The organism is Aneurinibacillus thermoaerophilus (genome assembly GCF_019603355.1).
Taxonomy (GTDB): domain Bacteria; phylum Bacillota; class Bacilli; order Aneurinibacillales; family Aneurinibacillaceae; genus Aneurinibacillus; species Aneurinibacillus thermoaerophilus.
The window spans coordinates 1,865,477-1,887,760 of sequence record NZ_CP080764.1; the positions used below are offsets into that span (position 1 = coordinate 1,865,477).

Sequence of the window (22,284 nt, forward strand, 5' to 3'; positions counted from 1 at the left end):
CGCAACACGTTCCTCCTCTCATCTGCCAAAGCTTATACACAAGCTTTGATGGAATTAGCACCTTTCAGGCTTTTGCCTGCGGTTGCTGAGGTTTCATCGGGCCATTTCCCTCCGCCTCTCTGGATAAGAGTTTTCCGTTTCGTTCGCTATTTAATTGATTTAAAAATTATACTATCGTGTTTTTCCGCGAATGTCAAATATTTGTACAAGCTTTTTTTATGGTTTTCCGCCAGAGATTCAAGCTACTTGAACCAAGAGAGAATTTGCTCGATCAAATGTTTCAAAAATAAAAGCATTTCCTGTACGAGCGATTTTGCTTCCGGGTTGTTATTCAGGAACTCTTGAATTTTTCCTTTATAGCTTGAAACCTGCTCCAGCGTTTTGTTCCAGTCAATATCTAAATTTTGGATTTTACGTAGAATGCTGACGAGGGATTCAATCTCCGCGTCGGAAAGATTCAGTCCCATCTGATCCGCTACGCTGCGAATCATTTCGCGCAATTGGTCGTCAGACAATTTACTCGTCTGTTTGGCCAGTTCCGCTTTCAGGCGTGTCAGAAGCTCAGCCGCTTTTTCTTTATCGCCGATCGTCTCACCGATTTTCGCGGTGGTGACCATCTCTTCGTTTGCCACTTTTTTCTGCGTTTCATCAATTTTTTTCCCGGTTACCGTTTCATACGCCTTCATAATTCCTGTCAGCGCAGCCGTGCCAGACACCGGGAACGGGGCATCAATTTTTACAATCGCGTCTTTTACACCCGCCGTCGCCAATGCGTTTTCGTACATGGCTTTGCTAACCCAGGTAATATTGTTTGTTTCAACCACAATCCCCTTGCCAGGTTCAGCGATTTGAATCATCGCCGACGAAATGGCACGGGTACCGATCACGCTTTTACTGAGCAAACCTTCCAGATATTTATGCTCCTCCGCGTTAGTGACGGTAATTTCTTGCGCGTTCGGCGCATTAAACCTGCTTTTGATTTGTTCTTTCTGCGCCGGTTTTAAATCCTGGCCAAGCGTGATAATGGTGTCACCCACCGCAGCGTCCGCATACGCGGTCGCAGTCGTCAGGATAAAAAGAAGTAGGGCTAAAAGCAGCCTCCTCACTTCTATTCACTCCTCCCCATCTGAAATGATATCCCATCTGAATTATAGCACAGAGAAGAAAAACAGCCAGAGCTGTGCGCATATACATGCGACAATGGAGTCATTTCACCCGCGCAGCGCCGACTCCATCAAGAGTTCCCTGTTTCTAACCAACAATTATGTCGGTTAACTAACTTACAGCCAAACTATAATCGGTAAAAACAAACAAGTCAACTCCCTAAAGAAGTGGTGGTTTACTCTCAAACACGATACAATATGTTATTTATCGTTTTTATATGCGTATATGCGGTAGCGAAAAAGAGGGTGTCCCACCACTTTTGGGGACACCCTCATAGATCTTATCTTACTTTTACCGCTGTTCCTGTAGCGATACACATCATCATACCATCGCGCAACGTTTCAAAATCTAAATCTACCCCAACAACCGCGTCGGCTCCCATCGCTCGCGCTTTATCTGCCATCTCTTTCAAAGCAATTTCCCGCCCCTCCGCGAGTTTGCTTTCATACGCGCCGCTACGACCACCGATAATGTCTGTAATCCCGGCCAAAAAATCCCGTACCACGTTTGATCCCATGATGGCCTCGCCTGAAATCACACCCAGGTACTCCTGAATTTCTCTTCCTTGAATCGTCGGCGTTGTCGTAATGATCATACCATGATTCCTCCCTTAACAAGTGTGCGCCTTACAAAGCGTTCACTATGTTTTACGGTTCACTTACCGTATCGTTTCAAAAATCTGGCTCACATGAAACATTCGCGAACAAGCGCATGGAAAGTTTCCCTTTTCTAACTATTAAAAAAAAAGCACATATTCCTGTATCCATTCAAAGAAATATGTACTTTCGTGAACTCCCCACCACTTAGCTATCGCTTGAAGAGGAGACTTCTTGGCTGTTCAGTTAAACAGGCCTGTCAGTGTAGTCGTTCTCTGACCATTTGTACATCCGTAACCGGGGCCTGGCACGCAAAATTTTCACACACGTACACAGTCGCTTTGCCCTTTCGAGCGGTTTTATCGGTGAGCAGCGGGGCAAGCAGCAGCAATTTCTCACGTGTTTCATCCGTCACAACCGATACGACGCTGTTCGGTATGAAGTGCGCTCGAATTTCCTGAATCATCTCCTCTGCCACCTTTTTATCCGGCGCCGCAATAATAATTCCTTGGTTGGTCCAAACAGGAACTGAATCGCCATCATGAAATGGGCATGTGCCTGTGGATAAAGAGAAATCTCCCCAGCAAACGCCGAGATTTGTTCGCTGGAAAGACGCATAATATCGTTTTTTCCCGTCAGGCGTGCCAATCTAAGCAGATTCATCGCTGTTACCGAGTTGCCGGACGGCATCGCTCCATCATATAATTCTTTCGGTCGAACCAGCAATTGTTCGCCGTCACTGCCGTAGAAATAAAAGCCACCCTCTTCATTGTCCCAGAAGAGCGCAAACTGCTTCTCCTGAAGCTGAAGCGCGATCGAACACAAACTGTAAAAGCTTTGGATAAAATATTAAATATCCTTTCTAAACAAGAATACAAATTTGTTACAATTTCTGATCTAGTCCATCAAAACCTAAAAGAAAACACACAAAAAATGGAGAACCCATACCCCTCCATTTTTTGTGTGTCAGTTACCTAATCCCCACCATGTTTTTAAATTGCTGTATTGTAGTGGTTGAAAGAATTCCGTAGCGCGGAATTTCAAAAGGCGGAGTGCCTGGTTGAACTTTGCCGGGACGAGTGGTAAAAGCCATTGTATACCCTGCTTTTTTAAGCAATTGAATAGTACCCTCAACAGTTTAAGTACTTGTTCGTAGTTTAATAGGAACTTATGGAGAGGGCGGAATAAGGGAAGCATAGGTGTTCAATAATGTTTTTGTAACTTGCTCGATCCCAAAATTTTCCTTAATAAAAAGGCGGTTTTGTCGTCCCCAAATCAATCTTTGTCTCTTTGAAGTAGAAAGAACCGTTTTTATATTTTTTGCGAGGAGAGAACTCGTGCATGGCTGAATAGAATTATGATCACCAAAGTAGTAATACCAGGCTTGCTGAAGGTTGTTAGGATATAGAGTACCAAAAAAACCATGCCGTCCTGCAGAAACGACCAGACGAGAACATGCCATCGCCTCCAGGGCGACACGTCCTGTGCCAACGACACAGTTACTGATTGAATATAAAGAACTCATCATGGTATATTCACCTAAAAAATGAATAAATTTGTATTTAGATTTACCTTGAACTTTTTCTATCATTTTTTTAATCTCACCATCATGAAAGCCCTTCCCAGCAATAATCAAATGCAAAGAGGGAAAATATCTTTTGCGTAAATAACAGCAGGCTTGAATAACCTGTTTACATATTTTTGCCTTTTCCCAACTTAATCGAGCTGCGTACAGAACAACCGGGGCATGTAAGGGAATCCTCATTTTTTTAAGAAGATTCGTTTTTTGTAAGGGTCGGTATTGTTTTAGATTGATTCCGTTAGGAATTAAAGTAGAAGAAATATTTTGTTGCATGAGCCAATGTTGTATCGGTTGACTCACACTGATGATAGTACCACCATTTTCCGCAATATCAGGTAGATTTTCTAAGCTTTCATACGTACCATGTACTGTAAACACGAAAGGAATGCCTAGTTCTCTGGCGACAGGAAAAGCAAATCGTGCTGAAGTTGTTTGATGACCATGTACAACGGTGATTTTCTCCCACTTCATAATTTCCCTTAGTATATTCTTCGTTTCTTCCCATATATCAGAAGAAACGCTTCCTTCTACTTTGCACTCAATTGGATAAATAGGACAACCAAGGGACAAAAAAGAGCGATGTAGAGGCCCTGTTTTCCCAACGATAACAACATGTACCCCCTGTTTTATCATTTCTTTGGCTATGGCTAAAACGTGTGTCTCTGTACCACCAATATATAATCCGTCCATAATGATTAAAACACGTTCGTTTTGTAGCGTCATTGTCATTTATCCTCTTCTTTACCGAAGTATTTTCTTGAACGCTGTAGCGAATGGGCACGATAGTAGTAGAGAACTTCAGGAATATTGTTAATAGGTATACCGTTATTAAGAAACTTGACAATAAACTCGTAGTCCTCTGCCCCCTCCATTCTCCTTGTCAGGCCACCTATTTGGTCAAATATCGAACCTCGAAACATAATCGTTCCATGGCACACACAATGTCCACCTGCGGCATATGTTTCCCTGATATCATTACCATATTTAATCCAGTTAGCTTGTTCCTGTTTATTGAATGCGCCATTTGTAAAGGAGGCGTAGTTTGTTCCAACCAAGCCCACTTCGGGATGACTACGAAGGAACTGTACTTGTTTTTCCAAGCGTTTCGGATGGGATAAATCATCGGAATCCTGAATGGCGATAAATTCCCCTCTTGCCATAAATAATCCCGTCGTTACAGCCCCAGGAAACCCAATATTTCGCGGCATCTTAACTTCTAGAACACGACGCTTGCGCGAAAGTGCTACACCTGATGATTTTCTCCATGCCTCAATGACCTGGGAAGTTCTATCTGTTGAAGCATCATTAACGATGATAATTTCAATATTGTTATAGCTTTGTTTGCGCAAACTATCCAAACATTTTCTAATATAGCGCGCTCGATTATAAGCCGTAACAATAATGCTTACACGTCCCGGAACTCTTTGAAATGACATCCTTTCTTCCTCCTCATGTTGTTATAGTAGGATTTCTATCGCTTAGTACAAATTATGTGGCAAAGAATTGAGTGTATGAGCTTGTACCTATTTATTAAAAATATACTTTTTTCTCTATCACTTAAAATAAAACTCTATCACTCTTTGCTTGCTTGATTGAGTGTGTTTTTTCTAATTTGAAAGAGAAAATTATGCTAATTTTGCAACAAGCTCAAGTATGTTAGAATTCAAAACGAGTCTTCATCATTCTAATTATGTTTTATGAAAGAGTTACTTTTGTAAAATTTTTGTATAGAATTGCTGATAATCAGCTGCAACACGTTCCCAGCTAAAATGGGAAAGTACCGTTTTTCTTCCTACTTCAGCTAATTTTTTTGCATACGCAGGTTCATTGAAAATCTTATTTATTTCTTTAGCAAAAGCTACAGGATTTTTATAATCAAGAATAAGTATACCGTTCTGTCCATTGATAATTTCTACAACCCCACCACGTCTTGATGCAATTACAGGTAGTTCACTAGCCATAGCTTCTACACTAACCAGTCCGAACGCTTCGTGGAATTGAGTTGGAAAAACAAAACAATCCCCTAACCAATACATTTTATACATAACAGAGGGTTTCACACTCCCTGTAAATAATACAGGGACCTTTCTTCGTTTTGCTTCACGCATAAGCCTTGCTTTATAACCTTTTAGATATGGACCTACTAAAACAAGACGAACGGAAGGAATCGTTTTTTTGACAAGACTAGCGGCTTTAATAAGGATATGCACACCTTTTCCTGGAATAATTCGCCCAGCGTATAAAATAATAAAAGAAGACGGGAGAGCATAGCGAGCGTACATATCACTTTTTTCTTCAGGAGTAGGCTTCCTAAAACGGGACAAGTCTGTTCCTAGGTGAATTGCAGTAATTTTATTTTCATAATGTGGAAATTTACTCGCGTAGTAATTTCGAAGAAATTGACTATTACATATAATTGCAGTTGATTTACGAATAACATCATGTTTTTCTTTTATCGTTAAGAAGTTCATAAAAGTTAAGGAATGTAGCACAAGAACAAGTGGAATATTAGGAAAGTGACGACGCAGAATCGGAATAAAGCGGGGACGGTTATCAACCTGAATACAGTCAAATTTATGAGATTTTATATAGTGTATGACATTACGTACATAACCTTTTCCACCTGGAACTCGGACAATAGTTAGGTTTCCACTTTTAGAAATACGGGGAAGGCTGTTTGATTTCCGACTAATAATAGTAACATTATTTTGTAATGCGAGTCGCTTAGCAGTTTGATATATACTGATTTCAACTGAACCTCCAGTAGTTTCTGAAACAGAAAGCATTGGAGGGGCCACTATTAAAATGTCCAACTCTCGCTCCCCCCTTTTTAATATTAATGTTATGCAATAAAATAGAAAAGACTAAATAGTATCTGCCTAAATTCTCTTTTATTATTTTGAAAAATTAAAGATTACGAATATCATACTCTGCAAGGAGTAGATGAGCCAGAGACTAACTAAAAACACTGAAAGAAAAACTCGTATACAAAATCTTTATATGCTACACCACTTGTTCATTTGTACAAAAAATTATATTACTGTAGTTGCCCAAAAACACTTACACAAATTTACAATTGAATAGAAAAGAGACATATCTCTTCACCCTGTGTAAAAATAGAAGTACCACCAACCACTTTTACGCAAAGGAGAAGACTATATGCCTCTTACGTATAGGGTAGCACATCAACAGGAAATCAACAATATTTTACGTACCTGGCGTTTCCCACTTTATTTTTCTAAGCCGGTAATGAACCATATGGTTCATTTTCTCGATGGTGTGATGACCAGAGGTTTTTCTGGAACGTTAACCGATATCCATCGTGAAAGCTGCCATTCACAAGACCGACGGACACTGAGCCATTTTCTTACTCATGGGAAGTGGAATGAGCAGCATTTGATGCGTATAATTCAGCAACAATCATGGGAGAGCATCAAGAGGGAAGCGAAACATACACAAGAGCCGATTTTCGTTATTATCGATGATACGGTCTGTAGAAAGACAAAGCCCTCGTCACAGGCATTGTCCCCTATGCAAGGAACAGATTTTCACTATTCCCATACCGAAGGTAAGTCAGTATGGGGGCATGCAGTAGTTCAGGAATTCATTCGATGTGGTGAAAAAGCATTCCCTTATGCGTTTAGCCGATACGAATCAGAGCAAAACAGCAAAATTGATATTGCATGTGAACTGCTTTCTATGGTGCCAAAAAGTTCTTTTTCTACTTATGTTCTTATGGATACATGGTATCCTGCTCAATCTGTACTCGAAACCTGCGCTTTATCTGGATTTCACGTCATTAGCGGTATAAAAACCAATCGTATTATTTATCCATATGGTATTCGGCAGTCAATAAAGGAATTTGCCTCGCACATCCATAAAGAAGATACCGACCTTGTGACCGTCGGTCACGCTTCTTATCACGTCTATCGTTATGAAGGCAAGCTAAATTTCATTGAAAATGCTGTGGTACTACTGTGTTGGGATGCGACCCAGCCAATGACTCTCCAAACTATGCGGGCATTCTTAAGTACAGACGTTTCCTTATCTAATGAGCAAATTCTAACGTACTACAGTAAACGTTGGGCGATTGAGACTTATTTTCGTACCATGAAAAGCAACTTTTCCTTTAACGGTTATCAAATACATAGTACCGTTGCAATTAAGCGGTTTTGGACATTGCTTTCTTTTACAGCCATGTTCTGCAGTGTAACAGGACACGTTGATATCTTAACAGGACTACGAAGTTGGCAAAACAAAAAGACAGAGAGTTGGAGCGAATTTGTTTACTATGAAGCAAAGGCAGGAACGCAGCTGGATTTGATAAAAAATCAGTTACAAGCTGCCTAGAAGAACCTTCGGTTCTTTCTACATGGTAAATTTTGTATCAAATTTTGGGCAAGTCTAGTGTATAATTTAGTTTATTTAAGTTTGTTTTTGGCTGCATTTTCGTGAAGTTAATTGGTAAAATATACATGAACATATCTTCCAAGCAAATATTTTTATACGGTCTTGTGGACAACCGTTCAAGCAAAGATGGAAGAAGTGTTCTATTATTTGATAAAAGGAAGTGTTACATGATGAAGGAATATCTCGAACGTGAACGTTATAACGAAAAATACAACTGGTTAGTGATGTCTAAAAGTCCTTATTTGAAGCAACATGAAACAAATCCTGTGAATTGGTTGGAATGGTCACCAGAAGCGTTTCAAAAAGCGAAAAGGGAAGGTAAGCCTGTCTTTTTGTCCATTGGCTATAGCTAGCCCTGTAATGGGGCTAACTATGAAATAAACGAAAAGAGGTTTAACTTAGTACATGTCACTGGTGTCATGTCATGGAGCGAGAAAGCTTCGAAGACGAAGAAGTCGCGGCAATCCTGAACGAACACTATGTCTCGATCAAAGTTGACCGGGAAGAACGTCCGGACGTCGACCAGATCTACATGACCGTTTGCCAGGCCATGACCGGGCATGGCGGCTGGCCGCTCACCATCATCATGACGCCTGACAAAGAACCTTTTTTTGCCGGCACCTATTTTCCGAAACAGAGCAAATACGGCCGCCCGGGGCTTGTCGATATTTTAAATCAAATTCATAGCAAGTGGCTTGAAGACCGGGATCGCGTTGTCCGTACCGGTAAACAGATCACGCAGGCTATTCAGGAACATCGTATAAAAACAAAAGGAAACGGCGAACTTACCGAACAGACGCTGCAAGAAGCGTACAGCCAATATGTAAGCACGTTTGACGGTGAATACGGCGGGTTCGGGTCGGCACCTAAGTTCCCTTCGCCACATAACTTAGCCTTTCTGCTGAGACACTGGAAACTGACAGGGGAAGAACGCGCGCTTGCCATGGTTGAAAAAACGCTTGATGCTATGCGCCGCGGCGGCATCTACGATCATATCGGCTTCGGATTTGCGCGCTATTCGGTTGACCGGGAATGGCTTGTTCCGCACTTTGAAAAGATGTTGTATGACAACGCCTTGCTCGCACTCATTTATCTTGATGCCTACCAAGCAACGAAAAAAGAAGAGTACGCAGAAACAGCGCGTCAAATTTTCACATATGTGTTGCGTGATATGACGCACCCGGAAGGCGGATTTTATTCGGCGGAAGACGCCGATTCCGAGGGCGAAGAGGGCAAGTTCTATGTCTGGCGTCCAGAAGAAATTCGCCAAATTCTTGGAGAAGAAGACGGCACGCGTTTCTGTCGGATTTACGATATTACGGAGCATGGCAATTTTGAACACAACACAAGTATTCCTAACCTTGTTCGCAAGTCGCTGGATCAGGCGGCACGGGAAGAAGGAATGGAACTGGACGAACTGAAGCCGTTCATCGAGAAGTGCCGGGAGAAATTATTCACGGCACGGGAAACGCGCGTGCATCCGCACAAAGACGATAAAATTTTGACCGCATGGAACGGTCTGATGATTGCGGCGCTGGCACGCGGGACAGTAGTGCTAGGTGACACGATATACGTGGCGGCAGCTGAACGGGCGCTCCGTTTTATTCAGAATCGACTGCAACGGGAAGATGGGCGTCTTCTTGCGCGGTATCGGGACGAAGAGGCGGCGTTTCTCGGTTATTTGGACGATTATGCGTTTCTGATCTGGGGGCTGCTTGAACTGTATGAAGCCACTTTTAATACGGATTATTTGTCATACGCGCTTGAGCTTCAGGGAAAGCAGGTTGCGCTCTTCTGGGACAATGAAGAGGGTGGCTTTTATTTTTACGGCAGTGACGGCGAAGCGTTGTTGTTTCGACCAAAAGAATTGTATGACGGAGCCATACCTTCGGGGAACTCTGTGGCAGCGCTGAACTTGTTGCGGCTCGCTCGTCTTACTGGTAAAGAAGACATTGCCCGCTTAGCGGATGAGCAAATCGCTGTATTTGCGGGAGAGGTAGCCCTGTATCCACAGGCACACGCGCATTTTATGATGGCGGCGCAGTTTTTGTTTGGTCCGGTGAAAGAAATCATTATTGCTGCACCGAACCGGGAAGCCGCACAGGAAATCGTTCAGGAAGTTCAGACTCGTTTTATGCCGAATGCGGTAGTATCAGTTATCACAGATGAGACGCGGGAAAAATTACTCCTGCTTGCGCCTGTGTTGACGGATAAAACGACACAGGATGGAAAGGCGACAGTCTACATTTGTGAAAACTTTGCATGCCAGAAGCCTGTGACAAGCCTTGAAGAATTGAAACGCCAATTGAAATAAATGTATGTTCTAAAGTAAAAATAAAAAGTGGAGAAAGTTCTTTCCGGACGCTTCTCCACTTTTTTGTGTCTATTTTATTAACATAATATCATATCATAAAGTGCCAAACATCAAAGCTACGCATCTTCCAATACATTGAAAGTTGGTACAACAACCGATGGATTCACATTCCAATCGCTGCAATTAAAGCAAAGGTAAATACAACAACACACCGGGATAGCATAAGTCTAGAATGCTCACGCAGATTTAGCCATAGCAAATAACCGGGCATTCCATAAAATGTAGCTGATACCATGCCATGTCCGCTTGGAAAGCTGTACCCCCCACTTTTACCAAATGTTTGATATCTGCACGGGTACGTCGGAAGATTAATTTTAGTATACCATTCAGCAAGGAACCCTCCAACAAACTGGTAGCAAGAATAACAGTTTCCCAAACGTGGTGCAAACGAAACAACAGATAACTTCCTACCAAGAGTATAACACATATGAGTGTAACGCCTGAACCGATGTGCGTAATAAAGATAGCCACCTTGGCAACTATTTCGCTGAAAAAATTTTGAATAAAATCGGTGACCACTCTATGGAAGGTTGTTACCTCTTGAGATGAAAATTCTTCCACCAATTTTGCAAATAAGCCTAGAAAAAGGATGGCGGCTACAATTCCCCAAAGTAAATGTGCGCCAAACTTTTGAAGCGGAGACCGGAAATAGCTTTTGATTTTATCTGTTAGAAACATTCGTAATCCCGCTTTACTATTTTGATTCCATTCCAATCGGAGTCAAAGAGTAAAGGGATCAGTGCCACAATAATGGTATTACATTCTTCAAATTCGTTGTTTAGATAATCCTGAATTAAATCAACCATAAAAATGACCAGTCCAAGAAATAGAATCGTTGTTCCTAGAATAAGCATTCCTCCTCGCCTATAAGATTTCATTTCCCCCTTTTTATTATCACGAGGCCATTTGTTTTTTCTTACTTATCTTTTCCCAAATCCATACTGTCATAATTCCCAATGAAATCCAAATCTGACATATAAGTAGAATTCAACCAAATAAAGGGAGGTTGATACCTGCAATGACGAGTCCAGCTCCTGTTGCTGCTTTTATTGTGGCGGGTCTTTCGGTACTTTTCGGCAACCATTCTCCCATTCTTATGCTGACGGCAGCCAGTCCTACGATGAAGAACAGCAGCACAAGAAGTAGCAGAAAAATAACAAATGGAATCCCGATCATGGTGATGGACAGTAAAATACTGAGAGCAATAACCAACAGGCTGCCAATAAATCCAATGGTAAGCAGTTGGATCGGTGAACGATATACGTAAGCAACGAATGGATCTATTCGATGTTTCAATAGGTACACCGTAAGAGGCGACAAAATAAAAAGAAGGAGACTGCACGCTATTCTCACCAGCCAGATACCGAGAAGAGTAATGCTAGCAATGAACAGACTATTTTTTGTCGCATTATCGAATGCCAAACTCAGAACATTATCCGTTACATGGGCTCCCGGTTCCTGGTGAATGCTCCCTCCGATTACCAAAATAATGCCTTCAATTTTCGCTGATTTCTTAACGGTAAGATCACCATTAAAAATAACAATAGCCTCACGCACCGTTCCATAAATCGTTGCATCTCCACCGATAACAATCACATTTTCAACCGATTGTTTATCAGGAATAACGGTACTTTGATGCATAAACACATCTTCGTTCGCAGCAAAAACCGTTGTGCTTGAAAAGGAAAATAGGAAACTGACGATGAAACATAACAAAAATCGTTGGTTTATTTTTAGCAAGACTATCACTTCCTTATCCTGGTATCTTCATAAGAAGGAACCGACGCAATGACCAGATTAATAAGAACAAAAGAAAAACCGTAGCCCCTGCTATCCCAATGAAAAGGGAAGGAAGCGAGGCCGCGAATACAGGAACAACTTGAAGTACGCTCACCATAATCGTAACTAACGAAGAAAAAAGGCCAATGCTAAGCGTAGCCAAAGGCGATAGGCTTACCATAAAAAGCAAAAGTAAAGTTACAGCACTACCAGTCTCAAAGCGAGACGAGCCGTATGAAGACGAGATTTAATTGTTCCAACAGGGACTTGTAAGATATCAGCTATCTCATCATATGTCAAGCCTTGTATATCCCTTAGGATAATAACCATCTTTTGTTCGGGAGAAAGTTTTTGCAGGGCCTCTTCAATGCTTAGCTGCAGCTGTTTATGCTCCATGGTATCTCTTTAGCCCCCTAGAGAAGTTGGACACTAAGGGTGTATTTTGATTACACTTATAGTGACAGAGGGGGAAGACATCAATGACAAGAAGAAAGTATTCGATTGATTTCAAAAAACAAGTGGTGAAAGAAGCGAAAGAGACCGGTAATTTAGCAGCCGTTGCCCGCCGTTATGAGTTATCTGCTAACATGGTGGGGCGCTGGAAGCGAGAGTTCGAGAGCGGAAAACATGGAGAAATTGATTTCTCTATGGTTCCGGTCCTTGATGCCGAAGAAGTTGTGAAAGAAAACGAACAACTTAAACGGTTACTTGGCGAACAAGCATTAGAACTTGCGATTTTACGTGATTTGATAAAAAAGAAAAACCCTCACTTGCTGAAAAACTTGAAGTAGCGGAACGCTATATTCAGCAGGGCTATCCAAAACGGCTAGTCTTGCGTTTTGCCCGGATTCCACGCTCCACGTATTACTACCATCGAAAACGAAAAGGGCAGAACGTGGAACCAGTGAAAAGTGAGGGACGAGCCATACCGGGCTATTCCCTAAAGCAGGACGGCACAAAAGTGTCCGATGAACAGATCAAAGAATGGTTGATGGAAGGCATGGAAGGCGAAGCCTATGCCTATGGGTACCGTAAACTGACCGTCTTTTTACGTCGGACATACGGGCTTTGTATCAACAAGAAAAAAGTGTACCGATTATGCAAGGAGATGGATATTCTACGGCCACAGCGCCAAAAACGGGATTCGTACTCGAAAAAGCTGGCACGAAACCGCATTATTACCGGCTCGAATCAATTGTTTGAACGGGATAAGTATTGCAGCACAGCACCTTTACATAACTCAATCGGAGAAAAAGGTCTTTCTTTTGCAAAATGGGATGAGATAATACCAAGTTGGACAAGTTCCTAGTACGTCTCATCTGAAACGTCAAATTCAATTCGTGGCATTTACAATCACCTATCCGTTTTTATAATCTATTTTATCTGGAAAGGAACCTGATTATGTCCATTGTTATTTCACGTAAGGAGGCCCAGTACCAGCGTTGCTGTAACCAGGGGCAAAGTAGTAAGGAAAGATGGCATTTCACCAGAACTTGATAAGGTAAGGCAAATTGACTACGTATTAAAAAAATAGTTTAGATGCTACAGAGGGAATCATCTCATCGAACAAAAGTATCTTGATTCAAAAGAGTTAACGGATATGTACAGCTATATAGAAAATTGAATTTTAATATAAAATAAGGCACTCCTTAAAAAGAGTGCCCTTATAGTATATTCAATTTTGATAAAATCACTTTCTTCTATAAAGGTAAGCACATAAAAATATTAGTAATATGCTCGACATTGCTACAAAACTAATTGAACGAGGATGATCACTAAACATTTCATAAATTGAAAGCCCTATTGTCAGAAGGGCAGCACCTATGCTTATAGCCAAAAGAATTGGTTTAAAAAGGCGAATTATAATCCCTCCTTTTTAGCTACTGAGGCCAAACGAAGAATGGAATATCAGGTGAAATATATGATTCTGCACAACGTATTCCTACACCCGTTCCCCATGAGTTAGCAGCACCAATAGCTGCAGCTCCAATTCCCATAATCGCACCTACAACCACAGAAACTGCTTTAGCAGAAATTGGACCAAGTTTAGACTTTAAGAAAGTTCCTAATGCAGAAGCTGACACTCCGCCCCATAGGTAATTAGACAGCAGGGTTGCATTACAACTATCTAAATAAACTATGTACCCATACCAAGTGTCCTCAATAGAATTTTTCCCCTGGCAATTACTTTGAATAGCCATACTATCTTTATTCATTTTTTGATGAACCAATTTAGATTGTTCATTAATAATCTCAAAGCTTCTTACTGTGTCTTTGATAAGTTCTTCAGATAAACCTTCTTCTCTTGCGGCTTTTTCATCAAAATACAGCCCTTCTTCCGTTTCTTTAACAAACGGGGAAATAGCATTCATTTCCTCTTCTATTTTTTGAATAGTTTCTGGATTAACTGGATTTGGGCCTTCTTGCGCTGCTGATGCAAAACTGGATAGAGATACTACTAATAATAGTACCAAACTGACCAAAAATGAAATCTTTCTTTTCATAAACTTCATCCTCTCCTATATTTTTAACACATAGAAGATATTACCATAAATGAATCAATTTCATAATTGCTTTCTAAAAACTTCAATACCTGCAGAATTTCCGTATTTAATTTTTTTTAACGACCGGAGGTCGTGTCCTACTAAGCAGCTTTATCGTTTAATTTGGTATTGATACGATCTACAGCTAATTTAGAAGCATTAAACAATAGACACAGCAAATCGACATGAACTTTTGCCAACTCTCCAGAACGGTATTGGACATTATTAAGCTGAAAATATTCTTTTAAGTAGGCATTGACTCGCTCCACAGAAGTACGTTCCTTATAAAGCTTTTTCCATGCTCTACTTCCGCGTGCAGGGGAAGGATAACGGCGTAAGTCTATTGTCTTTTTGATTTTAATGACCTTTTGGCACAGCGTGTCGTCAGCTAACGGACAATCTTTGCATTCCTTTGGTCTTGTATACTTGAGTGTTTCATATTTTGCATCATAACTGTCATACCGATAGGAGTGTTCACGAACACATGTCGGTGCAAAATACTTGTCGACACCGATAGGTGGCGCTTCATTCCGCTTATTATAAGCAATGATACCGTCCGCTTTCATGCGATAAATCTGTTCATAAATCGGATTGTAGTCATATCCAGCATCCGCCATCACTTTCGTGATGTTGAGAAAAGGAAAACGCTCAGCCACTCCTTTTAACAGGGGAATAGCAGCTTTAGCATCATTCATGTTTCCTGACGAAAGCAAGTGAGCTAAAAGATACTGGCTTTTGGTTTCTACAGCTAGATGGAGTTTGTAGCCATACCAGAAAACATTTTTATTTTCGGAGTTCTTCTTAATTCCCCACCGAGGAGCGTTTGGCATTTCTTTTTGGAGTTCACCGAAGGTGTAGTCCAATTGTTTTTCGATTTTCTGTTCAAAAAGAGGAAGATGATTTTCGATTTCTTCTTGTTCTTTTTTCCATGCTTCATAGGCTTCTTTTTTCTTACGACCCCGTTTTTTCGGCTCTTTGACGGGTTGTTGCACTTCAACTTCTTCTTTTTGTGGAGCTTGGTCTCGCGCTTCTACATGGGTAGCGTCAATTGCAATGTGGTTACCATCAATGAAGCCTTCTTCAACAGCTTGTAAAACAAGGGCATGATTTATTTCATCGAGCACATTGGAGGATTTAATTCTTCGAATCAAACGGGAAAAAGAAGCTTCAGATGGTACTCGATCAGAAAAAGAAAATCCGCAATCCAAACGAAAAAGAACATCGGTTTTCAAGCGACGAACAAGAAGTGGTTGCAATACCTTCTAGAATACGAGCAAACAGGGAATAAATCATCGCTGGATAATTAAGCGATTGAGGCGCACCTTCACATACTTTTTTAGACACAATTTTAAGCAGAGGCATAATATTGATGCCTTCAAAAATTGCTGTGTAGTGCTCAGTAGGTTCTAAATCTAATAAGTCTTGCAGGGAAAATAAATGTCCTTGACGAATAGAGTACATGAGGAGTCCAACCTTTCTCATTGAGTTGTTTGAGCAACTACTCTATTCGAGATTTAGGGAGGTACTCCTTTTTTCATGTCTATTGAACCTTACGGTTCAAGGGCTTTGAGTTATGAAATTGATTCATTCGGGAAAATTGTACGCTTATATAAACGAACAATGAACATTTCATAGCGTATCCACCAAGTTAAAAGTTCTGGAAGCCAGAACTCTACTGTTTAAAATATTTACTTTGCCCCTGGTTACAGCAACGCTGGTACTGGGCCACTTTATATCCCACTACGTTCAGATAAAACTGTACAATTTGAAGAAGAGAGGTGAGATATGTGACTTTACTTTATATCCCACTACGTTCAGATAAAACTATGGCATTCATTCCCTTATCTACAAACTGACCAACTTTATATCCCACTACGTTCAGATAAAACCCAAAGGGAATTCCAGGCACGCTGAGGTAAAGTCTTCTTTATATCCCACTACGTTCAGATAAAACGCCGGACCGCTGGCTACTCCACCGAAACCTTTAATATCTTTATATCCCACTACGTTCAGATAAAACGCTAGTGAAAATCCTTGCGAGCAACGCCGTATACCCTTTATATCCCACTACGTTCAGATAAAACCCGCATACTTAAATGCATATTGCATGTCTAGAATACCTTTATATCCCACTACGTTCAGATAAAACTGTGTTTTTCCGCCCGTTCTTGCACACTGTAAGCAAACTTTATATCCCACTACGTTCAGATAAAACGCGTACTCATAGCTACGCCTCCTCTTTACTAGATTCCGCTTTATATCCCACTACGTTCAGATAAAACCTTGTCGTTCATCACTCTCATACTTAGAAAGTGTTGACTTTATATCCCACTACGTTCAGATAAAACCACTAGAAGCGAATAAAACAGCGTCACAATGGCGTCTTTATATCCCACTACGTTCAGATAAAACGGTAAGTAAGGAAGGAAGCCACAAATGTGGACTTCCTTCCCTTTATATCCCACTACGTTCAGATAAAACCTGTTATGCTATTAACGCATAACGCAGAAATGATAGACTTTATATCCCACTACGTTCAGATAAAACCTGTTATGCTATTAACGCATAACGCAGAAATGATAGACTTTATATCCCACTACGTTCAGATAAAACCAAATTAAAAATTTCCGATAACAAACTCACTATAGCCTTTATATCCCACTACGTTCAGATAAAACTCCCACGAGCGCCGCTGAAAATACAAATACATATTCGACTTTATATCCCACTACGTTCAGATAAAACAAAAGTCAGGGCATCGCCCTGTAAGATAGTAATAGTAACTTTATATCCCACTACGTTCAGATAAAACTCCTGGCCGCGTAGAGGCTCTATAGCAGCCCATACTGCTTTATATCCCACTACGTTCAGATAAAACCAAGTTTATGTCCAAACAGTTCAGCTTGAATAGCAAGCTTTATATCCCACTACGTTCAGATAAAACCAGTACTGGAAATGATGGTAACGATGGGCTGACTGCCTTTATATCCCACTACGTTCAGATAAAACACCGGCTCAGGAGCAGGTTCGGGAACTGGTTCAGGAAACTTTATATCCCACTACGTTCAGATAAAACGTAAATTTAACGAAATGGTAACGAAAGTTCGTGTAACCTTTATATCCCACTACGTTCAGATAAAACTTCGCGCCATTCATGCGATCCTAAATAAAAGTTTAAAAACTTTATATCCCACTACGTTCAGATAAAACTGGAGCGATTGGATCATATGAAAGACCACGAACAGAATCCCTTTATATCCCACTACGTTCAGATAAAACTCATGTGTTCTAGGTTGGTTTGGTTTGCGCTCGTCAACTTTATATCCCACTACGTTCAGATAAAACCAGTTTTACCGCTTGAGCAATACGGACGCAAAATCACTTTATATCCCACTACGTTCAGATAAAACTCGTAACTCATGCGTTAATCACCTCGCTAATTGGACGGCTTTATATCCCACTACGTTCAGATAAAACAGTTAGATTTACGACAACAGGACGCGGCCCTACTACTCTTTATATCCCACTACGTTCAGATAAAACGGAGATTGCAAAAAAAATGGCAGAAGCCAGAAAGGTATTCTTTATATCCCACTACGTTCAGATAAAACCATACCTAGCAGCATCAATAGCATGATTATTCTTATCTTCACTTTATATCCCACTACGTTCAGATAAAACACACGCAAGATCGTTGAGCGTCATCGTCGTTTAGGCGTCTTTATATCCCACTACGTTCAGATAAAACACGTTTGCGGGCGTTTCAGGGCAGACAGGGCGGGCATACTTTATATCCCACTACGTTCAGATAAAACTGCAGATCAATAGCTATTTGCCGTTCCTGCTCTTTCACACTTTATATCCCACTACGTTCAGATAAAACTCTTAAAACAACACCTGGTCAATATAACCTGTCTGTACTCTTTATATCCCACTACGTTCAGATAAAACTTACCTACACCTCAAGTACACATTCGTTCGGGTTTTTGTCCTTTATATCCCACTACGTTCAGATAAAACGTGCATATTTTGCGGATGATTTGCGTAGCGGTCATATTGCTTTATATCCCACTACGTTCAGATAAAACTTAGGGTACTCATCATATGTTTGTTCATCAAGAATACTTTATATCCCACTACGTTCAGATAAAACGCAAACTCGTATACTGCTTCGTCTGGAATTGTATATTGCTTTATATCCCACTACGTTCAGATAAAACGACGATAGTGTTAACGATGCCATCCGTGATTACCTTCTTTATATCCCACTACGTTCAGATAAAACCCTAAAAACCAAGCAGCCAAAATCCTTTATTTCTCAAACCTTTCACGTTCCAACAAATCAACCAAAAATCATTTTTTGCAGTAAACCGGCAATTCTATTTTCATACTCTATAAAAAAAGCACGAAAACCTTATCACACAAGGCTTTGTGCTTATTCTACCAAAAACTATCTTCACTGCAAACTACCCATTCTCTTCTAAATTAAATTCACAAGTATTGGTTTCGGATTAACCCCCATTACTTGGACACAAACAACCTTATTCATCCTTTTTCGTAAAATTCCTCGCTTATACTCGCACTTCTCTAATTACGAACTTACGTTCTGTTTGAAGCGCATAAAACTCTTGTGGAGCTAAATCGCAAATGCTCGAATGGATTCGTCTCTCGTTATAAAAGCGGATAAACTCTGTTACAACTTGATACGCCTCTGCATAGGACATAAACTCATAACGTGCCAGACATTCATCTTCCAGGATGCGATGAAACGCTTCGATGTGCGCATTCATATTCGGTGTTCGTGGCGGAATACGCTCATGAACAATTCCAAACGTTTCACATGCTTGTGTAAAATGATGAGACGTAAACTGCGGGCCATTAACGGGAAGCGTATCTGTTCCAAATAATTGCCGTTTAAATAATGCCTGTTGTATCGTACGACTCGCATCCTTTGCCTCACAGGACAGACCCATATGATACGCAATGACCGAACGGTCATATACGTCCAGAACGGACTGGATGAAAAAGAAGCGGTCTTCTCCAGCGATATACCCGTATTTAATGTCCGTTTCAAACAATTGATTCGAGCCGGTAATAATGCGGTTTCGTGCCAGCTTTTTCGAGTACGAATCCCGTTTTTGGCGCTGTGGCCGTAGAATACCCATCTCCTTGCATAATCGGTCCACTTTTTTCTTGTTGATACAAAGCCCGTATGTCCGACGTAAAAAGACGGTCAGTTTACGGTACCCATAGGCATAGGCTTCGCCTTCCATGCCTTCCATCAACCATTCTTTGATCTGTTCATCGGACACTTTTGTGCCGTCCTGCTTTAGGGAATAGCCCGGTATGGCTCGTCCCTCACTTTTCACTGGTTCCACGTTCTGCCCTTTTCGTTTTCGATGGTAGTAATACGTGGAGCGTGGAATCCGGGCAAAACGCAAGACCAGCCGTTTTGGATAGCCCTGCTGAATATAGCGTTCCGCTACTTCAAATTTTTCAGCAAGTGAGGGTTTTTCTTTTTTATCAAATCACGTAAAATCGCAAGTTCTAATGCTTGTTCGCCAAGTAACCGTTTAAGTTGTTCGTTTTCTTTCACAACTTCTTCGGCATCAAGGACCGGAACCATAGAGAAATCAATTTCTCCATGTTTTCCGCTCTCGAACTCTCGCTTCCAGCGCCCCACCATGTTAGCAGATAACTCATAACGGCGGGCAACGGCTGCTAAATTACCGGTCTCTTTCGCTTCTTTCACCACTTGTTTTTTGAAATCAATCGAATACTTTCTTCTTGTCATTGATGTCTTCCCCCTCTGTCACTATAAGTGTAATCAAAATACACCCTTAGTGTCCAACTTCTCTAGGGGGCTAAAGAGTTTACACATAAAATTTGACAATTCTCAATAGATCCTTTAAAGTGACAATAAGTAAAAAGAACGGAAGGGTGAACCAACTACATGAAGTACTAATCCTATTTATGAAAACCATCAACTGAAGGCATTTTTTAGCAGATGAATGTCTCTGCCTTATTTTTGATGTCTTCAATCGGAGTTTTCAGAATAGGATTGGATTTCTATAGTTGAAACCAAAAGGAGTAGTCTCTTTTTGATGTCCACCTATACCTATGCCTCCTATTCTGAATGTAGATAGGGGGCATTTTTTGTCCCTGAAAAAATGGAAAAAACGGGGATGATGATATGATTCTATTAGAAGCACTTAATATAAAGCACTATGTAAAGGATCGTTTATTGCTAGATGTTAACCAATTACAAATTCATAAAAATGATCGGATTGGATTAGTTGGCCGTAATGGCAGTGGAAAAACAACATTATTGAACATATTGGCTGGAAAATTACCCCCAGAAAATGGGACGGTAATTCGTCATGTTCACTGTGAACTTTTGCCACAGCTAAAAAGAACAGATACAACTAAAAGCGGTGGAGAAGTAACACAGGCATATATTAATGATGCCATCGTTAAGGCTCCAGAAATCTTATTTGCAGACGAACCAACCACAAATCTTGATACAGAGCATATTGAATGGCTGGAAAAGAAACTGATTCAATGGAAAGGAGCTTTCGTCATTGTATCTCATGATCGAGCATTTCTGGATGCCCTTTGCACAACCATATGGGAAATTAATGAAGGACAGGTAAACGAGTATAAAGGCAACTACAGCGATTATGCAGAGCAAAAAGAAGTGGAGTATCGTCAAAAGAAAATAGCTTATGAAAAATATGAGATGAAGAAAAAACAGTTAGAAGAAGCATTGAAATTAAAAGAAAAAAAAGCTGAAAGAGCAACAAAAGCTCCGAAAAAGGTAAGCAAATCAGAAGCAAAAATAACGGGTGCCAAACCATACTTTGCTAAAAAACAAAAAAAGTTGCAAAAAACAGCAAAAGCGATTGAAACACGGCTAGAAAAGTTAGAAAAAGTAGAAAAAGTTAAAGAGACTCCTCCACTTAAAATGAATATACCTAATGAAGACACGTTTAAAGATCGAATTATTCTTCGTGTACAAGGTGTTACAGGTGCCATTGGCGAACGTATTCTTTGGAACAAAGTAAGCTTTCATGTTCGTGGTGGCGATAAACTAGCGATTATCGGGCGGAATGGCAGTGGAAAAACGACTCTTGTGAAAAAAATCATCAATCAAGATAAAGGTATCACGATTTCTCCATCTGTGAAAATGGGCTACTTCAGTCAAAACTTAAATATAGTAGATGTTGAAAAGTCGATTTTAGAGAATGTCAGCTCCACTTCAAAACAGGATGAAACATTCATTCGAACGGTACTTGCAAGGCTGCATTTCTTTAGAGACGATGTTCATAAAGTTGTAGGGGTTTTGAGTGGAGGTGAGCGAGTAAAAGTAGCGCTTGCAAAATTATTTTTGAGCAATATTAATACGTTAATTTTGGATGAACCGACGAATTTTCTCGATATTGAAGCTGCTAGCGCATTGGAATCGCTCTTAAAAGAATATGAAGGAACCGTAATCTTTGTCTCTCATGACCGCCGACTAATCGAAAACATCGCTACACGAATTTTGGCTATTCATAATAGAGAGATTGAACTGTTTGAAGGAACTTATAAACAATATAAACATTATGAGCACCAAAAAAAGCGAAATATTGGGGAAGATAAACGGCTCATACTTGAAACAAAAATATCAGAAGTACTAAGTCGGCTAAGCACCGAACCATGTGAAGAACTGGAAATGGAGTTTCAACGCCTTTTAGAAGAAAAACGAAAATTGGATATGTTTGAATAGCTTAAAAAAGTGCCTTTTGTAAAAGTAGTAAATTTAAAATTGAGAAGATAACTTTATGGATAAATTCA

19 protein-coding genes, 1 pseudogene, 1 CRISPR repeat array and 1 riboswitch are annotated in these 22,284 nt (G+C 40.5%); of the genes and pseudogenes, 6 read left to right on the forward strand and 14 right to left on the reverse strand.

Features of this window, described 5'->3' with window-relative positions; translation table 11 throughout:
• Positions 1-15: 15 nt before the first annotated feature.
• Positions 16-130: riboswitch (SAM riboswitch) on the reverse strand.
• A gap of 112 nt (positions 131-242) precedes the next feature.
• From K3F53_RS09735 to K3F53_RS09765, 7 genes are all read right to left on the reverse strand, one after another.
• Positions 243-1,106: a DUF1002 domain-containing protein gene (locus K3F53_RS09735; RefSeq protein WP_220558908.1), complete on the reverse strand. Its 864-nt coding sequence runs from the start codon at positions 1,104-1,106 to the stop codon at positions 243-245.
• A gap of 338 nt (positions 1,107-1,444) precedes the next feature.
• Positions 1,445-1,759 (reverse strand): YbjQ family protein, encoded by a 315-nt coding sequence (locus K3F53_RS09740; RefSeq protein WP_057898775.1) that lies wholly within the window; start codon positions 1,757-1,759, stop codon positions 1,445-1,447.
• A gap of 260 nt (positions 1,760-2,019) precedes the next feature.
• A complete protein-coding gene (locus K3F53_RS09745; protein WP_220558909.1) occupies positions 2,020-2,226 on the reverse strand; it encodes a hypothetical protein in 207 nt (68 codons plus the stop codon).
• The gene (locus K3F53_RS09750; protein ID WP_220558910.1) at positions 2,223-2,585 is read right to left on the reverse strand and encodes a hypothetical protein; all 363 of its coding nucleotides are present in this window, start codon (positions 2,583-2,585) and stop codon (positions 2,223-2,225) included. The genes K3F53_RS09745 and K3F53_RS09750 overlap by 4 nt, the downstream gene beginning before the upstream one ends.
• A 343-nt stretch (positions 2,586-2,928) precedes the next feature.
• On the reverse strand, positions 2,929-4,065 hold the full coding sequence (locus K3F53_RS09755; protein WP_220558911.1) for a glycosyltransferase family 4 protein: 1,137 nt from the start codon (positions 4,063-4,065) through the stop codon (positions 2,929-2,931).
• A gap of 2 nt (positions 4,066-4,067) precedes the next feature.
• Positions 4,068-4,778 carry a glycosyltransferase family 2 protein gene (locus K3F53_RS09760; protein WP_057898772.1) on the reverse strand — a complete coding sequence of 237 codons (711 nt, stop codon included), beginning with the start codon at positions 4,776-4,778 and terminating at the stop codon, positions 4,068-4,070.
• 270 nt (positions 4,779-5,048) lie between these two features.
• The gene (locus K3F53_RS09765) at positions 5,049-6,155 is read right to left on the reverse strand and encodes a glycosyltransferase family 4 protein (protein WP_057898771.1); all 1,107 of its coding nucleotides are present in this window, start codon (positions 6,153-6,155) and stop codon (positions 5,049-5,051) included.
• A 346-nt stretch (positions 6,156-6,501) separates the two neighbouring features.
• On the opposite strand from K3F53_RS09765, the gene K3F53_RS09770 reads away from it, so the two are divergent.
• The 3 genes from K3F53_RS09770 to K3F53_RS09780 all read left to right on the forward strand — a co-directional run bounded on the left by K3F53_RS09770 (position 6,502) and on the right by K3F53_RS09780 (position 10,066).
• The gene (locus K3F53_RS09770; protein WP_220558912.1) at positions 6,502-7,692 is read left to right on the forward strand and encodes an IS701 family transposase; all 1,191 of its coding nucleotides are present in this window, start codon (positions 6,502-6,504) and stop codon (positions 7,690-7,692) included.
• A 230-nt stretch (positions 7,693-7,922) separates the two neighbouring features.
• A complete protein-coding gene (locus K3F53_RS19670) occupies positions 7,923-8,105 on the forward strand; it encodes a DUF255 domain-containing protein (RefSeq protein ID WP_035502040.1) in 183 nt (60 codons plus the stop codon).
• Positions 8,106-8,176: 71 nt separating this feature from the next.
• Complete coding sequence (locus tag K3F53_RS09780; protein ID WP_220558913.1) at positions 8,177-10,066, forward strand: thioredoxin domain-containing protein; 1,890 nt, start codon at positions 8,177-8,179, stop codon at positions 10,064-10,066.
• A 246-nt stretch (positions 10,067-10,312) separates the two neighbouring features.
• Here K3F53_RS09780 and K3F53_RS09785 read toward each other — a convergent pair whose 3' ends face one another.
• The 3 genes from K3F53_RS09785 to K3F53_RS09795 form a co-directional block, all read right to left on the reverse strand.
• On the reverse strand, positions 10,313-10,804 hold the full coding sequence (locus K3F53_RS09785) for a phosphatase PAP2 family protein (protein ID WP_091260300.1): 492 nt from the start codon (positions 10,802-10,804) through the stop codon (positions 10,313-10,315).
• A gap of 309 nt (positions 10,805-11,113) precedes the next feature.
• Complete coding sequence (locus K3F53_RS09790) at positions 11,114-11,767, reverse strand: hypothetical protein (protein ID WP_220558914.1); 654 nt, start codon at positions 11,765-11,767, stop codon at positions 11,114-11,116.
• Between the two features lie 336 nt (positions 11,768-12,103).
• Entirely contained in the window at positions 12,104-12,301 is a 198-nt protein-coding gene (locus K3F53_RS09795; RefSeq protein ID WP_220558915.1) for a sigma-70 family RNA polymerase sigma factor, read from the reverse strand.
• 83 nt (positions 12,302-12,384) lie between these two features.
• On the opposite strand from K3F53_RS09795, the gene K3F53_RS09800 reads away from it, so the two are divergent.
• Entirely contained in the window at positions 12,385-12,696 is a 312-nt protein-coding gene (locus K3F53_RS09800) for a transposase (protein WP_057897358.1), read from the forward strand.
• 104 nt (positions 12,697-12,800) lie between these two features.
• Positions 12,801-13,214, forward strand: a complete 414-nt coding sequence (locus K3F53_RS09805) for a helix-turn-helix domain-containing protein (protein ID WP_220558916.1) — start codon at positions 12,801-12,803, stop codon at positions 13,212-13,214.
• A 571-nt stretch (positions 13,215-13,785) separates the two neighbouring features.
• Here the strand turns inward: K3F53_RS09805 and K3F53_RS09810 are convergent.
• The 4 genes and pseudogenes from K3F53_RS09810 to K3F53_RS09825 form a co-directional block, all read right to left on the reverse strand.
• On the reverse strand, positions 13,786-14,409 hold the full coding sequence (locus tag K3F53_RS09810) for a hypothetical protein (protein WP_220558917.1): 624 nt from the start codon (positions 14,407-14,409) through the stop codon (positions 13,786-13,788).
• A gap of 140 nt (positions 14,410-14,549) precedes the next feature.
• Positions 14,550-15,909: pseudogene (locus K3F53_RS09815) on the reverse strand (transposase).
• Between the two features lie 267 nt (positions 15,910-16,176).
• Positions 16,177-18,733: a CRISPR direct-repeat array (repeat unit 29 nt; unit sequence CTTTATATCCCACTACGTTCAGATAAAAC).
• A gap of 286 nt (positions 18,734-19,019) precedes the next feature.
• Complete coding sequence (locus K3F53_RS09820; protein ID WP_246615624.1) at positions 19,020-19,889, reverse strand: IS3 family transposase; 870 nt, start codon at positions 19,887-19,889, stop codon at positions 19,020-19,022.
• A gap of 41 nt (positions 19,890-19,930) precedes the next feature.
• Positions 19,931-20,242: a transposase gene (locus K3F53_RS09825; RefSeq protein WP_057897358.1), complete on the reverse strand. Its 312-nt coding sequence runs from the start codon at positions 20,240-20,242 to the stop codon at positions 19,931-19,933.
• Between the two features lie 399 nt (positions 20,243-20,641).
• Here K3F53_RS09825 and K3F53_RS09830 point away from each other — a divergent pair, with 399 nt between their 5' ends.
• Positions 20,642-22,216 carry a Vga family ABC-F type ribosomal protection protein gene (locus K3F53_RS09830; RefSeq protein WP_057898763.1) on the forward strand — a complete coding sequence of 525 codons (1,575 nt, stop codon included), beginning with the start codon at positions 20,642-20,644 and terminating at the stop codon, positions 22,214-22,216.
• Positions 22,217-22,284 lie beyond the last annotated feature (68 nt).

Coding starts and splice junctions, on each gene's coding strand:
- K3F53_RS09740 (WP_057898775.1), bottom strand. CDS start 1,759: ATGATCATTACGACAACGCCGACGATTCAAGGAAGAGAAATTCAGGAG.
- K3F53_RS09745 (WP_220558909.1), bottom strand. CDS start 2,226: ATGATTCAGGAAATTCGAGCGCACTTCATACCGAACAGCGTCGTATCG.
- K3F53_RS09755 (WP_220558911.1), bottom strand. CDS start 4,065: ATGACGCTACAAAACGAACGTGTTTTAATCATTATGGACGGATTATAT.
- K3F53_RS09760 (WP_057898772.1), bottom strand. CDS start 4,778: ATGTCATTTCAAAGAGTTCCGGGACGTGTAAGCATTATTGTTACGGCT.
- K3F53_RS09770 (WP_220558912.1), top strand. CDS start 6,502: ATGCCTCTTACGTATAGGGTAGCACATCAACAGGAAATCAACAATATT.
- K3F53_RS19670 (WP_035502040.1), top strand. CDS start 7,923: ATGAAGGAATATCTCGAACGTGAACGTTATAACGAAAAATACAACTGG.
- K3F53_RS09780 (WP_220558913.1), top strand. CDS start 8,177: ATGGAGCGAGAAAGCTTCGAAGACGAAGAAGTCGCGGCAATCCTGAAC.
- K3F53_RS09785 (WP_091260300.1), bottom strand. CDS start 10,804: ATGTTTCTAACAGATAAAATCAAAAGCTATTTCCGGTCTCCGCTTCAA.
- K3F53_RS09790 (WP_220558914.1), bottom strand. CDS start 11,767: ATGCATCAAAGTACCGTTATTCCTGATAAACAATCGGTTGAAAATGTG.
- K3F53_RS09795 (WP_220558915.1), bottom strand. CDS start 12,301: ATGGAGCATAAACAGCTGCAGCTAAGCATTGAAGAGGCCCTGCAAAAA.
- K3F53_RS09800 (WP_057897358.1), top strand. CDS start 12,385: ATGACAAGAAGAAAGTATTCGATTGATTTCAAAAAACAAGTGGTGAAA.
- K3F53_RS09810 (WP_220558917.1), bottom strand. CDS start 14,409: ATGAAAAGAAAGATTTCATTTTTGGTCAGTTTGGTACTATTATTAGTA.
- K3F53_RS09825 (WP_057897358.1), bottom strand. CDS start 20,242: ATGACAAGAAGAAAGTATTCGATTGATTTCAAAAAACAAGTGGTGAAA.
- K3F53_RS09830 (WP_057898763.1), top strand. CDS start 20,642: ATGATTCTATTAGAAGCACTTAATATAAAGCACTATGTAAAGGATCGT.